This window comes from Mesorhizobium sp. M0045 (assembly GCF_040323385.1).
Classification (GTDB): Bacteria; Pseudomonadota; Alphaproteobacteria; order Rhizobiales; family Rhizobiaceae; genus Mesorhizobium.
In genome coordinates, this window is record NZ_JAMYUY010000026.1 from 1 (window position 1) to 13,900 (window position 13,900).

A 13,900-nucleotide genomic window follows, 5' to 3' on the forward strand; every position below is an offset into this window, starting at 1 on the left:
AAAGTTCGGGTTTTTTGTGTGCTTCTTTTTCATAAATTGGGGGGGTTTTGGGGGGTCGGGGGGGGGGCCCGCCGCGCCCCCCCGGTGTTTCGGGGCGGGGCGCACCCACGGCGGTGCTCAGGCGGCCAATGCTCTCAGGCTCTCCTTCTTGTGCTCGCGCAGATGATCCATGTTGAGATAGCGGGTCGCCTCGAGCCAGTTCTCGTGGATCTCGACCGCCAATGCCCGAACCAGCCGCAGGCAGCTCCGCGGGTTGGGGAAGATGCGAACGACCAGGGTGCGCCGCTTGATCTCCTGGTTCAGCCGCTCCAGCATGTTCGTCGACTTCATGTGCTTGTGGTGGGCAAGCGGCAGCCGATAGAAGCTCAGCGTCTCCTCGATGTTGTCTTCCACCCAGTTGACCAGCTTCGGGTATTTGGCCTGCCATTTGGCGATCCACTGCGCCAGGTCGCGTTTGACCTCGGCAAGGTCGCGCCGGTCGTAGAACCATCTGAGCTCCATCAGGCAATCGTCGTCGACCTTGCGCGGCACGTAGTCGAGCGCGTTTCTGAGGAAGTGCACGTAGCAGCGCTGCCAGACCGCTTCGGGCAGCACTTCGCGGATTGCCGCCCTGAGCCCCGGATGGTCGTCGGAGACGACGAACTCGACGCCGGCGAGCCCGCGATTCTTGAGCCCCGTCACGAACTCGCGCCAGCTCGAATGGCTCTCCCGGTTGGCCAGCTCCACGCCCAGGACCTGGCGCCGGCCCTCCCAATCCACGCCGATCGCCACCAGCACCGCCTGGCTGGCGATCACGCCCGCCTCGCGAGCCCGTTCATAGCGCGCGTCCAAGATGAGATACGGATAGCTTTCCTCGAGCCGCTGCGTGAAGAACGCCTTGAGCGCCTCATCCAGCCGCATCGTCGCCTCGCTCACCGTCGAGGCCGAGAAAGAGTGGCCGCACAATTCCTCCGTCACCGCCTTCACCTTGCGGGTCGAAACGCCTTGTACGTACATCTCGACCAGCGCCGACACCAAGGCCTTCTCCGAACGCTGATAGCGCTCAAACAACTCCGTCGAGAACCGGCCCGTCCGATCCTGCGGAACGCGAAGTTCCAGCACCCCAACCCGCGTCACCAGCTTGCGCTCGTAATACCCGGACCGGTAACTCACCCGCTCCGCTGTCCGCTCGCCTTTCTCGGCCCCGATCGCCTCCGTCATCTCGGCTTCCAGAGCCTCCTGCACGACAGTCTGCAATACCTGGCGAAAGCCGTCCTCATCCGACAGCAGCAACGCTTTCAACTCGCCCCTGCTCAGTTTAACTTCTCGATTGGTCATGGCACTTCCCCTTCCACGGGAATCGGTGATTGCAACGTCACCACCGTGCCATGGCCGCTCGCCCTTCAGAGCAAGCGCCGTTCTCTCTCCAAAACTTTTTGCAGAACCTTCAGCACACTATCCCGCATGGCGCCGGACGAGCGCCTGGCGTTGCCGGGATGATGTACGCGCGGTCCCGGCGGGTTCGACCCGATAGGCTTGATCCGGCCCCGCCCCAACTCCACTTGTATGAACGGCCGGGGCCGGCCCTTTTCGAAACCAGCCCACCGCCGCGTGACGTTGTGCAGGATGATCGTCTTGACCCGTCTCGCATCTGAAACGGGTGCAAGCCTGCCGACATCCCGGCTGCTTGGTCATCCAACCTGGCTGCGAGGCATCGCCACCGTGGGGGGTGATCCGGCGGCATTGCGGATGTGGCTGGCGATGGCGGCCTGAGTTCTTGTCCATCTGCCGCATAGCGGGTGGTCAGGTGCTGGTCGCGTTTCCGGCGAGCCGAAGCATTTGTCTCTCAAGGTCACCCTTTGGAAATCCAGCACCAGCGGCTTGTCGGGACAAGATAGATGCTGTTGGGATTGGGCCGCCGCAGCCGAGAGCATCGCTTCTCCCATCCCATTGACGCCTCGGGCATTCAGCATTTCACCAGCGTTCTGAATGTCGCGCACCTCTTTGTTCTGGCTGAGTTTTGATTTACCAACCAGGCCGGTGATCTCGATCTCCAGGGCGACGATCGCCTTAACCATCGTGTCAATGAAGTCCTTCGGCGCGTCGCCCATCTTCCACGGGGCAGGCTGCGAGGCTTCATGCATGTGAGTGAGCTTCGCCACGTTACGGCGCACATAGCGCTCATCATCCCGGACAGTAATGCGTCCGTGGGCGTGGACGACGAGATAGTTCCACGTCGGCACCTGCTTATGGAATTCATGCTTGCTTGGATACCAGTTCGGCGAGATGTAAGCGTCGGCCGCACGGAAGAAAACGAGGACTTCATCGCCATTGGCAACTTCCTCCCAGACTCGATTTTTGCGTGCAACATGGCAATTGAGGAGGCCTTTGTCTCGCTTCGAGCGGTCAAGCTCGAAGGGAATGTGGTTCGCGTCGAGTGTGCCTTTGCTGTGGGTGACCAGGATACCGAGCGGATGTCTCTCGATTAGGTCAAACAGGGTGTTCTGATCGGGGACGGCAAAATGGGGCGGAACGTACAACGGTGGATCTCCTGTCGCGAATGGGCGGTCGTTAGCGAGCGGCGGTGTCTTGCGGAACGGGCCCGGGCATCTTTGTTGCCGGCGAAGAGGGCCCCGGATCTCGCTGTCCACCACGCTCAAGAACTGCCATCGAGAAGTGGGCAGGCAGATCAGATGCCGCCGCGTATGAGTGCGGTTGGTCAGTGACAAGCCGCACGCTCTCGCCTTGGCTCAAAATTACTGCGTGGGTACCCACCACGACACTTAGGGACCCCTGAGTCACCGAGATCAGCTCGCGCGTATCCGGACTATGAGCATCTGCGGAAAACACGTCGCCCGGCATAATGGCCCAGCTCCACAGTTCGAACATCGTTCGTCCCGAGATCGATGAATGAAGTTGTGCAAAGCTTCCTTTAGCGCTTGTCCAAAGCGTTCTCGTCTCTGTCCGCTCAATAGGAAGGCGAACTGTGGAAGGATGGTCATTCAACAAATCGGCCACCGAAAGCGAAAACGCCGCCGCCAGTCGGCAAAGTATGCCGATGCTGGGGTTCGCCTTGCCTTGCTCCAGCGTGACGACCGTTCCCTTGGATAAGCCGCTCAGTTTTGCCAGTCGATCCAGGGTCAGGTTTTGGTCGCGCCTCAATTGTCGGATCCGAACCGCTATCGCTTGGCCAAGCACCCGCTCGGGATCCAACGCTGTCGTAACATCGGTCATTATATTGACTTAGTGCCTCGGCTCACTTATTACGGTCAATATAATGACCGGCCTGAAATTGTGCAACTGCCCCGTTAGCGAGGAAATGACCGATGCGTTTTGAAACGAAGGCGATCCATTGCGGCCGAGCTGTCGACGCTTCCACGGGGGCGGTGTCCCTGCCGCTGCACACCAGCACGACGTTCCAACGTAGCATCGACGGCTCGTTTCCTTCCGGATTCGAATACACCCGGGATGGAAATCCGACACGCAACGCGTTCGAAATGGCCATTGCCGCGCTCGAGGGCGGAGAAGATGGCATTGCCTTCGCGTCGGGCATGGCTGCAATCGCTGCAGTCTTTGAGAGCCATCCGTCGACGGGTCGGATCGTTCTGCCGGATGACATGTATTTCGGCATTCGTTCGCTGATTGACGAGACCGACATTGGGTCTCGCTTCGACTTTGCGGCCGTCGACATGCGCGATCTGGATGCCGTGCGCGCCGCGGTCACGTCGAAGCGGACTGGCCTCGTCTGGGTCGAGACGCCGTCAAACCCGATGATCCGCGTTGTTGACATCTCGGCCATCTGCAAAATCGCGCACGAGGCTGGCGCCTTGGCCGTAGTGGACAACACGTGGGCAACTCCAGTGCTTCAACGGCCCCTCGAAGTTGGGGCGGACGCGGTCATGCACTCGGCGACAAAGTACATCGGCGGCCACTCGGACTTGATGGCGGGCGTCGTCATTGTCCCGCACTCGTCACCCCTCGGTCGCCCACTGCGGATGGTCCAGAGACACAAGGGCAGCGTCGCAGCGCCATTCGACTGTTGGCTGGCATTGCGGGGCCTGCAGACATTGTCGGTACGCATGCGCGCGCATTGCGAAGGCGCCCAGAAGGTTGCTGAGGCTTTGGCGTCTCATCCGCGTGTCGAAAAAGTACTTTTTCCTGGCCTGCAAACTGATCCGGGACACGATCTCGCTAAGCGGCAAATGAGCCATTACGGAGCGATGCTATCCTTTATCGTCAAAGGCGGAGCCGATGCTGCGATGGCCGTGGCCGGCCGCCTCGAGGTTATTGCCAGGGCGACAAGCCTTGGCGGGACGCACTCTCTGATTGAGCATCGCGCATCCGTCGAGGGTGCCAAGTCCAAGGCGCCAGGCGGATTACTGCGAATGTCAGTGGGACTTGAGCATCCTCAGGACATTATCGATGATCTGATGCAGGCCCTAGGCGGAACCTTCAAAGCGGCAGCCGAATGACGCGGGTGCAAGAACTCTGGCAGCGCTTTACGTGGCGGCTGGCGCAGCAATGCGGCCTGCTACGGCTGGGCGCCTAGATCAGGCAAAGCATCTTCGACGATGCTTAGATTTCGATCAAAAATCTCGGTCGGATGCGTTGGCGCGGAGAGACCGCACCTTGTTCAGGATCGCCGCAACCGCCGCTTCAGGCCTGCGATGCGGCTCGACCTTTTCGAGGAAACCGCCGGTATCAGCTCGGCGATCTTCTTGCGCGCGTCGAAACGGCCGAGACCGTCGAGCTCGTCCCAGACCGCCTGGCGCTCCGGCGTCACCTCCAGCCCGGCGAGAAAGTCGTCATTGTCCGTGAGGGTGACCGCCGCATTGACGGTAAGGATGTTGACCGCCGGCAGCCGGTGGCGCTTGTCGCGGCGGTGGATCTGATTTTGCATCAGCTGGCGCTCGACCACCATCTGCGTGGCGATGCCGGCATGGTCCATGCCCGGCTGCCACAAGACGTTCTTGCCGCGCATGCGCTCGAAGCGCACCAGAATGTCCTGCAGCGTGTTGTTGAGCGCATGACCCATATGCAGCAAGCCGGTGACATTCGGCGGCGGTATGACGATGGTGAAGGCTTCAGCCCCTTCCTCGGCGCCTGCGCCGGCACGAAACGTCTTTTCAAGCGAATTATGTTTTTTTGCATAGACCAACGAGTTGAACGGCGGCCCCATAAATCGCCGATGTGATAGGTCGGGCAAAGGCGTCCACCAGCTCGTACTTGTCAAGACGATGCCACCCTTGATCTTGCACCCGCCTCCGATACCAGCGATCCGCTGCGTCGTATGCTCATGCCTGTCAGGATGGGATGGGCGCTGCTAGCACCGTGGCAGTTTGACAACCCGGCCATCGGGGCGGTAGCACCGTACAAGGCCAAGAGTCGCAGGGCAGACCGCACCCCATCGGGCTGCGCGACCCAGACCAGCCGACGCCCAACTGGCACACTCATCGCGCATCAGCACCGTGGATGCGACATCTACTTTGTTGCGAGCGCGATATCGGAACTTGGTTGTGACGCAGCTGTGCGTAAGCGCACCGCTGTCAGCAAGTGAGTGAGCGAAAGAACTACGTGGTGGAGGTGAGAAGTCATGCGGCGTCAAGATTCCCCGCCCTTTGCGGCAAACACACTGATCCCTCTTCAGAATCCGGTCTTTCGTTCGATCTGGACAGCCACGCAGATATCCAGCCTTGGCTGGCTGGTGCAGAGCGTGGCTATAAGCTGGCTTATGGCAACGATTTCAGCCTCCGATCTGATGGTTGCGCTCGTGCAGGCTGCATCGACACTGCCCGCCTTCTTCTTGTCGATCCTTGCTGGAGCGATTGCAGACAGCTTCAGCCGCCGCGGCGTGATGCTTGCCGGACATTGCCTGATCGCACTGGCATCCACGGCGCTGGCTCTCTCTGTTGGGCTGGGCTTTGTCAGTCCATGGCTGATCTTGGGACTGAGTTTCTTGGCGGGATGCGGCTTTGCCTTGAATGATCCAGCCTGGCACGCCTCGGTCGGCGACATCCTGGAAAAGCGCGACATACCCGCTGCAGTGACGCTGATGTCGGTGGGGTACAACGTGGTTCGGAGCATAGGACCGGCGCTGGGCGGTGTAATTTTGGCTTTGCTGGGCCCCCTTACGGCTTTCGCCTTCGCTGCGCTGACCGACCTGGTCCCATTGAGCGCTGTCCTGCGCTCCAAGTGGCAAGTTCGTTCTTCGCCTCTTCCGCGCGAGCGGATGACGACGGCCATTCATGATGGCATGCGCTTCACGGCAATCTCCTCGGAGATCAGAGTGGCGATCGTGCGTGCAACCCTGTTCGGGCTGTCAAGCATCTCGATCCTTGCTCTGCTCCCCCTCCTGGTTCGCGACCAACTGGCGGGGGGGCCAATTGTTTACGGCGTCCTGTTGGCCGGCTTCGGCACAGGCGCCTTCATCGCGGGCATTGGCAATAGCTACTTGAGACGCATCACGTCCCAAAATCGATTGATCACGCTCGCGTCCGTTGCTTGCGCAACGTGTTGCCTTTTACTGGCTCTCACATCGTCGGTGGCTGTAGCAGCGATCGCGCTTGCAATCGCTGGCGCAGGCTGGGTTGTCACCTGGACCGGAACCGACGTGTGTGTGCAGTTGGCAAGCCCAAGGTGGGTCGTTGGTCGCACCCTGTCGATCTATTACGCCCTGACCTACGGCGGCATGGCAGCGGGCAGCTGGATCTGGGGTGCTGTCGCGCAGTACTATTCCCTGACGTGGGCTTTGGAAGGTGCTGCAGCGGCGCTGTTGCTGGTTGCAGCTGTGGGAAAGCTATTGCCGGTACGGCTATGGGAGGAATCGGATCAAGGGGCCTTCGACTTCAGGCCACCAGAACTGGCCCTCGATTTGAAGCCCAGGAGCGGCCCGATCGTGATCAAGGTGGAGTACTCGATCCCCGAGGAGAATATCGAGGAATTTCTGAGCTGCATGCGCGAAAGGCGGCGCGTTCAGAGCCGTGCCGGTGCGCGGGACTGGACCCTCCAGCGCGATCTTCAGAACTCGACTCTTTGGACCGAGACATTCCGCACGCCGACATGGACGGACTATCTTCGTCTAAACCATCGGCTAACGGTGACTGACAGGGAGGTAGGCGAGCGCCTTGCCGCTCTGCAGGTCGGTGATTCTCCTCCTCGTCTCTCACTTTCGATCGAGCGGTCGACAAGCCCCGCCCCCGGCAGCCAAGTCCAGCCTGTGCCCTTTGTATCGCGCCCGTAAGGAAACCAGTAACTTTTCTGGGCTCGGACACGGGAATGGCCGAGACCTACTCCTTCTTTCGTCGGGTCAGCCCGGATTGCCATACCTTGCGGCCGGTTAGGCGAGCATGAGGATTTGTGTGGCACGTATGTCCACCACGGGCCCATGTCCAGCCCCACCGCCTCTGCCATCAGATCGGCTTGGGCACGGGTTCAGGTCGCCTGTCCCCCTGCATCGCGGCGAGCAGCGGGGAGCAAGGGGGGCGGAGGGGTCTCCCCGGTCTGCACGGAGCGAAGCGGGCAGACGGAGGAATCCGCCAGCGGCGGCTTGCAGGGAGAGGGCCGCGCGCCTCTTTCCCCTCCCTGACAAAACGTGCCGCCAAGCACGTTCACGTCGGCGCAGCCGTGCCGCAGAGGCGGCCGCAACAAAGAAGCCCTACAAGGCGGAAGCATCGAAATGTCCGCCAGCGGCACCAATTCAGTTCGGTGCTGGAGAAAGCGGTTCAACAGGGCGGCCGTAGGAGCACCAGCATAGCGCCGCCGTCAGGCGCGATGCGAACCGACAGCCCCGACGAAGGGCGCTGATTGATCGACTGAAATTGAATCGGGTCATTTTACCAGCTGACATAATCCATGAATTTTTCACGATGCTTCAGCGCGCGCCTGGATTTTCTGCATTTAGCTGCAGCGAAGGTCCCGGTGGTGCGGTGGAAGCGAACCCGGGGCATCTTGGATTTATTGATGCAGCCATCCAGGACTGCTGCATTGCCACAGCAATGGCCACAACCTGCTAGGCGGGCTTCGAAAGCTCATGGTGGCGACTCCCGCACGCGCGCAGGACAGCCGGCATTCGCGCATCTTGGCGGTCAATCCTGCCATTCGGCCCGTCGTCTTCTTTATTCCAATCGAGATCGCAATCAGGTCCGGCCGGTCACGCGGTGAAGTGTTCTCCCTTCGAGCAGCCAGGTTGGCGCCGCTCAGCTCTTCGACGAGCGCGCCAGGACAGCATCGATCTCCGCAAATTCTTGCCAGCAGATCGTCCTCACATCATCATGCCCTTGGCTTCAACCGGGCTGGTGCCCTCCCCTTCCCGGCTTTTTGTCCCGACGCTCGGGTCGCACCTTCCGGCCGGTCAAGGCTAAAAAACTCGTTGGGGCTGAGCGCCCACTCCGGCTTCTGCCACATATTCGTCGGCGGGTTCGCAGCACCGCGGGCGCACGGGTGAGCTCGTGGGTAGGAGTGCGGATGGAAGTAGGATGCACATCGTCACCAGCACCTCAGATTGTGTGAGGTCCATGGCTCGCTCGTTTCCGCCGACGGCGGCGCGTATGGCGTCGGTATACGCACGGGGGGCCCGTCGCCTTGGCCTCAGTTTCGGGCCAATGGCAAGCCCCGGTCCGCGCGGCGCCGAGTTGGGCGGAAAGATCGACGGCGCGCAACGCCGGGCTCCTACGCGACGAGCAGGTTTTTCCCCCGGTCTGAACCCGGCCTCGACTCCAGATGCCGCAATGACCGTCGCGGCCCGGCGCGATTGATCGGGTCTCATGCCCAAAGCTGCCTCGGTGCCCAGTAGCGGCACCGCATGGCCCCACCCAGGCGCTGCGCCAGTAAAGCGTCGGCGAGCCAGCATCCGACGGTGCGTTCGAAGCGATCTCATTCGGCGGCCATGATCGCGCACGTCACCATGCCGCAGCGGAAAGCTGCCGAAGCTCGTCTGGCCAGGTCGCTGACCGCCTCGTCGTCGCGGGCGACGACCGAAATCTTCCCCACCGCAGCGAGGTTTCTCCCGTTAGAAGATCCTCAGCGGGATAGGCTGCCAGTTCACGCCCGGTCAACAGCATCCGGCCCGCGGGGGTCGACCTTGTCTCCCGGTCGTGTGAGCAGAAGAACATCACGAAGTGCGGCTTCATCCTCGACGCCGCGAGCCTGCTTCGCCGTACCACGGCCGCCGAAAGCCCTAGGCGCTGTCACCAGGCGCCAGCCCACCTCTCTAGCTGGCGGACTATCTCATCGAGCGCGCCGAGGGCCGCACCGTCAGTGATTGCAATGTCCTCAATGCGCCGCAACTGTTTGGGTCCGGGGCAGCCCTGCGCAACCAGGCCGGCACCGCCGCGTCGGCGCGGCTTCCGTGGCACCGGGAAGAGTGCCGTGGTGGCGCAGGAGGGTTTTGGCTCAGAATCATGGAACACGATGAATCATCGCGGCGCTTTTTGTAGAGCGAACGATAAGTCTTGCACGACCAGCCATTTATCCCTCGCGAGATCAATGCCGCGGGCAATTAGCAGGCGAACTCCGTCCGGACTGAGTACCTGTTTCAACGCGGGCAAAAGAAGTTGTGTAGCCATGTCACGAAATGCTTGGTCCGCTTCTCTGCCGGCCGATGGTCCATGAAATCCCCTCTGCACGCACGACGCCGGAAACCTCCTTGCCGATATGATGCTCAAGCACCGGCCGCCATGGCACCAGCGTGAACTCGCGCGATTTCTCGATGACAGCGTATTTTCCGCCGGCGAGCTCGACGGAGCGGCGGAGCGTGCCTTCTATTCGATCGCCACTCTGGGCTTCAGAATAAGGCAGACCGAGTTCGTTCGACAACTGGCCGGCCACGCGGTTCAACTCGCGTTGGCGCAGCATCGAAAGCATGTTCGCGCGATAGATGACCCGATCCTGCTCTTCCCGAGCAAGACCTTGCGCAATCAGCCACTGCCGTCGGCGGCCTTGCGCCTCTCGGACATCGCGGCCGAAACCAGAGCTGTGCAAGGCCTCCGGTGTGTCGGAAACCAGCTCTCGATCGAGCCAGGTGGCGCCGTCGAAGCTGACTTGGCTCTCCAGCAGCATTGATGAGAGCTTGTCGACGACAACAGGCTCGGCCCTCGCTCGCTGACGCTCGTAGCCCGCGACGCGGTCGAGATGGTCCGGCGCGATAGTCCATGTACCGTCCGGCTCGCGCTCGACACCACCGGTCGCCCGGCGGATCGCCTCCAGTCGCCGCACGTGCGTTTCGGCAAAGCGTTCGGTGGCCGACGGGTCATGCTTGAGATGGATATCGATGCTGTAGCGCCCGTCATGGGCCGTGGCGATCTCGGCAATTGTGCGGTCGACTTGCCTTGGCCCGGTGTCCCTCGGCGTGACCCGCACTATGCAGCCCTCTGGCGCCGGTTGGGTGGCCTCGCCTTTGCCGATATCGACATAGTGGCTTTTGCCGTCCACGCCGTCGACGACGAGGTAATGGCGGTCATTGATTTCGTCGGCCAGGCCGCGCGCAACGATGCGGCCGACGACAGGCTGCCTCTGCTCTGCAGATCGATCATGGATAACATAGTCGGCGGCACTGCGGGCGAGCCCCTTGCCGGTCAGTTCGCGGTGCATGGTCTTGATGATGTCGCCCCGCTCGCCGATGCGGCGCAGCGTCGCTTCAAGCTCGCCATCAAGGCGCCAGCGGCCCGAGCCGACTTCCTCAGCCAGACCCATCCGCTCGAGCTTGCGCAGGCGGCCCTGGTGCAGCGTCTGGCGAAACGTATCTCGCCTGGCGGGTGAGACATGCCCCTCATGGTCGCGGATGCGGAGCAGCTGCCGATCGATGCTGGTGAAGCGTTCCCGCTCCATTTCCTGGCGCAGGCGTTGCTCGATCTCGCGGTCCGTTCTCGGGCCAAGGTCGAGGCTGACCAGCTCGGCCGCCCGTTCACGGATACCAGACGAGATGTAGTCTCGCGCGATGACAAGATTTTCGCCGCGGTCGTCCTTGCCGCGGACGATAATATGGGTATGCGGATGACCAGTGTTGAAATGATCGACAGCGACCCAGTCGAGCCTGGTGCCGAGGTCTTCTTCCATCTGCGCCATGAGGCGCCGCGTGAGCGGCTTCAAGTCATCATACTCGATGCCGTCTTCAGGTGCGACGATGAAGCGGAACTGATGCCGGTCGCCATCGGCACGATCGATGAAGGCCTTGCCATCGACGCGGTCGCTGTCGGCGCTATAGAGCTCGCCAGGGTCGCCTTCGCGGGTGACGCCGTCGCGCTGGAGGTAGCGAAGGTGTGCACGTGCCCCGTCAACACCCTTGCCGGCCAGCTTAACGATACGCGCCTTGACGACGGCGCGCCGCTGCCGAAACGCCGCGTGGGGGTCGCGCGCTCTGAGAACGGCGGCAGCAGCCCCGCCGCGCCCCGCCCGGCTTCCGATGAAGCGGCCACGGCGACCGCTGCCGCCGCCGGCTCGGTTGATCGCGGCGCGGATCTGGCCGGCGAAACGCTTGCCTGCCTTCGAGCCCCGCGATCCGATTTTGCCCAGGCTCGGCTTGAACTCTTCATCCTGCATTGAGTCTCCTAGCAATCTTAAGCAAAATCAAAGGTTTGTCGGCAGCAGCTCTCCTGACTCTGAAGGCAGCCTCCATGAAAAACGATGTGCAGACAAAGACTTCGCCGCCTCCAGGAGGCGATGCCTTTATCTTGCCTTCCGCGGACCTGCCTCCCTGCCTCCCTGCCCCGCCCGACCCACGGTACCCCTGCCCTCACCTGCGATCCGGCCGGCCTGACCTTGCTCGCTCCGATCCGAGCGGCACCACAATTTGGCCATTCGGATCGGTCGCGGAAACACCGTTTCGCAGGAAAAACAGCGACTGCCCGGACGGGATTTCCGGCGCTTTTCCGGAACGGGATTTGCCGGTGAACGCGTCCATGTCGGCGGCCGAAATCCCCGCAGCCTTGAGCTGTTCCAGATACGAAACCGTCTCGCTGGGCAGCGGTCGCCCACGCTGCAAATGCTGTTCGTAGCGGTCCGGCCCAGCGTTATAGGCGGCAAACAGGCCGGGAAAGCCGAAGCGGTCATACATGGCGCGCAGATAGGCAGTGCCTGCCAGAATGTTGTCGCGAGGGTCGTGCGGATCGGCTCCCAGGCCAAGCTCTGCGCGCATCTCCTCGTAGGTGCCGGGCATCACCTGCATGAGGCCAATGGCGCCGGCGTGTGACGCGATCGGCCGTCCGTCCACCATTGTCTGCCCCCGGCTTTCGGCATCCATGACGGCATAAATCCAGGGCTGTGGAATGCTGAATCGCCGGCTTGCTTCGGCCACCAAGGGCTGCCATCGTTGGAGCTGCGGACCACGGGAGATGGCGGCCGGCTGAGCGTCGGTCGCGGCGGAACAGGCGCATGGCGCTATCGCGACCATGCCCAGCATCAGGAGGGTTACTCGGTCCATAGCGGCACGAGCCTCCCGGCAATATTTTCGGCCGGCACCGGCCCGAAATAGCGGCTGTCGAAGGAGCGGTTTCTATCGTTGCCGAGCAGGAAAAACTCGTCGGCGGCGAGCTTGCGGCAGGCATTCCACCAAGGCAGCGGACGGTGCTGCGTGTCGGTTGCCAGCCGGCGCGCGACAATCTCGCCGCCGATGATGATGGCGTCGCCGAAGGCGCAGACATGCTCGCCAGGCAGCGCGGCAAGGCGCTTGACCAGCGGCACATTGCTGGGCAGATAGAAGCGTTCGGCGGCGAGATCGGCGACCGGTTTTGGCGGGCGGACGAGCACGAGGTCGCCCCGAGCCGGTGATCCGGACGCGACGCGATAGAGGCCGACCGGCGCACTGGCCGAGGCGTTCCAGACCAGCCAGGGCGATGGGTTGTCGAAAGCGGCGAAGCCGATCAGGCTGAGGCCTATTGTGGCCACGGCGATCGTCTTGCGCGCCCGAATGCGCCGCAGATGGCTGCCGATCAGACGGATAGTGGGACGCCGGCTCATGAGCGGCCTCCCTCACCGGCCGAGCCGGAATTGTGCCCGCCATCCTCGGGCCTGGTCTCCTGCGCGCGTCCCTTCGACCAGTCGTCGAGCTCGTCGATGTGATAGCGGACATAGCGGCCGTGCTTGCGAAATTGCGGGCCACCGCCTTTGAGCCGCATCTTTTCCAGCGTGCGCTGGGACAGCCCGATATAGAAGGCTGCCTGCGCGGTGTTGAGAAACGGACTGCCCTTCTTCGCGCGGGCCGCGCGTTCGTTTTCGTCGTCCATGATGATCCTCGTTTCGTTACGGACAAGCGAAGGCGAGGATCGGCGAGCGAGATCGTTTCGGGGACGGGCGAAGAGTGGGGGGCGAGTTTTCGCCGCCCCTTCTTGAGAAGAGCCCCGCGCCGGTTGCGGCGCGAGGCTCGAAGCTGGCCGTTCAGTCGACCGGGTTCCAGATGATGGCGTATGTGTCGTCATCGTCCTGGCCGGCGGCGCGGCCGAGATTGGCGTAGAGCTTGCGCGGGCCGAACTCCGGGGCGGCAATCGACAGGCTCACATAGTCCTTGCCGGAGGTCTCGCCGGTGCGGATCCAACCGGCCCCTACTTCGACCCCTTGCGTCAGCACCCGGAAGTCGGGATGGGTGTCGGCGCTCTTTGCCTGATTGGGCACGATGTCGATGTCGGCGCGGACGCTGAGCGTCTTGAGCTGGCCCTTGTAGCCGCCGTTTTCCTGTTTGGTGACGTATCCGATCGCGGTCATTTTCAGTCTCCTTTTGGTGCTCGCCGGGGACCATTCCCCTGCGATGGCGGACCGTGATGGGCGTGTCCGGACCGCCGGAATCGGGACGGCCGCAGCGATAGCGGAGGACCCGAGCGGGCAGCTTTTTTGAAGCGAAGCGGCGCGAGGAAGCCGCCGCAGGCGGCGGGGAAAAAAGCTGCTGGCGAGGGTTTCGGGCGGGCCGGATCCGCCCATAGGTCGTCAAGCCAGC

10 protein-coding genes and 2 pseudogenes are annotated in these 13,900 nt (G+C 62.4%); 2 read left to right on the forward strand and 10 right to left on the reverse strand.

The window, feature by feature from the left end:
- Positions 1-117: 117 nt before the first annotated feature.
- The 3 genes from NKJ72_RS27400 to NKJ72_RS27410 all read right to left on the reverse strand — a co-directional run bounded on the left by NKJ72_RS27400 (position 118) and on the right by NKJ72_RS27410 (position 3,213).
- Entirely contained in the window at positions 118-1,317 is a 1,200-nt protein-coding gene (locus NKJ72_RS27400) for an IS256 family transposase (RefSeq protein WP_023718475.1), read from the reverse strand.
- A 353-nt stretch (positions 1,318-1,670) separates the two neighbouring features.
- Complete coding sequence (locus tag NKJ72_RS27405; protein WP_352480246.1) at positions 1,671-2,519, reverse strand: FMN-binding negative transcriptional regulator; 849 nt, start codon at positions 2,517-2,519, stop codon at positions 1,671-1,673.
- A 31-nt stretch (positions 2,520-2,550) separates the two neighbouring features.
- Entirely contained in the window at positions 2,551-3,213 is a 663-nt protein-coding gene (locus NKJ72_RS27410; protein WP_023722008.1) for a helix-turn-helix domain-containing protein, read from the reverse strand.
- 92 nt (positions 3,214-3,305) lie between these two features.
- Between NKJ72_RS27410 and NKJ72_RS27415 the strand changes: the two genes are divergently transcribed.
- Positions 3,306-4,451, forward strand: a complete 1,146-nt coding sequence (locus tag NKJ72_RS27415) for a trans-sulfuration enzyme family protein (protein WP_352480247.1) — start codon at positions 3,306-3,308, stop codon at positions 4,449-4,451.
- Between the two features lie 416 nt (positions 4,452-4,867).
- Here the strand turns inward: NKJ72_RS27415 and NKJ72_RS27420 are convergent.
- Positions 4,868-5,098, reverse strand: a pseudogene (locus NKJ72_RS27420) (class I tRNA ligase family protein); the annotation flags it as partial.
- A 474-nt stretch (positions 5,099-5,572) separates the two neighbouring features.
- On the opposite strand from NKJ72_RS27420, the gene NKJ72_RS27425 reads away from it, so the two are divergent.
- Positions 5,573-7,219, forward strand: coding sequence for an MFS transporter (locus NKJ72_RS27425; RefSeq protein ID WP_031194952.1), 1,647 nt, complete (start codon positions 5,573-5,575; stop codon positions 7,217-7,219).
- A gap of 1,233 nt (positions 7,220-8,452) precedes the next feature.
- On the opposite strand, the pseudogene NKJ72_RS27430 reads toward NKJ72_RS27425, so the two are convergent.
- The 6 genes and pseudogenes from NKJ72_RS27430 to NKJ72_RS27455 form a co-directional block, all read right to left on the reverse strand.
- A pseudogene (locus tag NKJ72_RS27430) lies at positions 8,453-8,542 on the reverse strand (SMC-Scp complex subunit ScpB); the annotation flags it as partial.
- A 1,001-nt stretch (positions 8,543-9,543) separates the two neighbouring features.
- Positions 9,544-11,514 carry a relaxase/mobilization nuclease RlxS gene (gene rlxS / locus NKJ72_RS27435; RefSeq protein WP_352480248.1) on the reverse strand — a complete coding sequence of 657 codons (1,971 nt, stop codon included), beginning with the start codon at positions 11,512-11,514 and terminating at the stop codon, positions 9,544-9,546.
- A 193-nt stretch (positions 11,515-11,707) separates the two neighbouring features.
- Positions 11,708-12,394, reverse strand: a complete 687-nt coding sequence (locus NKJ72_RS27440; protein ID WP_352480249.1) for a lytic transglycosylase domain-containing protein — start codon at positions 12,392-12,394, stop codon at positions 11,708-11,710.
- Entirely contained in the window at positions 12,382-12,930 is a 549-nt protein-coding gene (gene lepB / locus NKJ72_RS27445) for a signal peptidase I (RefSeq protein WP_352480250.1), read from the reverse strand. Before lepB ends, NKJ72_RS27440 begins: the two co-directional genes overlap by 13 nt.
- Positions 12,927-13,196: a helix-turn-helix transcriptional regulator gene (locus tag NKJ72_RS27450; RefSeq protein ID WP_352453595.1), complete on the reverse strand. Its 270-nt coding sequence runs from the start codon at positions 13,194-13,196 to the stop codon at positions 12,927-12,929. The genes lepB and NKJ72_RS27450 overlap by 4 nt, the downstream gene beginning before the upstream one ends.
- Before the next feature lie 151 nt (positions 13,197-13,347).
- On the reverse strand, positions 13,348-13,671 hold the full coding sequence (locus NKJ72_RS27455) for a DUF736 domain-containing protein (protein ID WP_023672372.1): 324 nt from the start codon (positions 13,669-13,671) through the stop codon (positions 13,348-13,350).
- Positions 13,672-13,900: the final 229 nt, after the last annotated feature.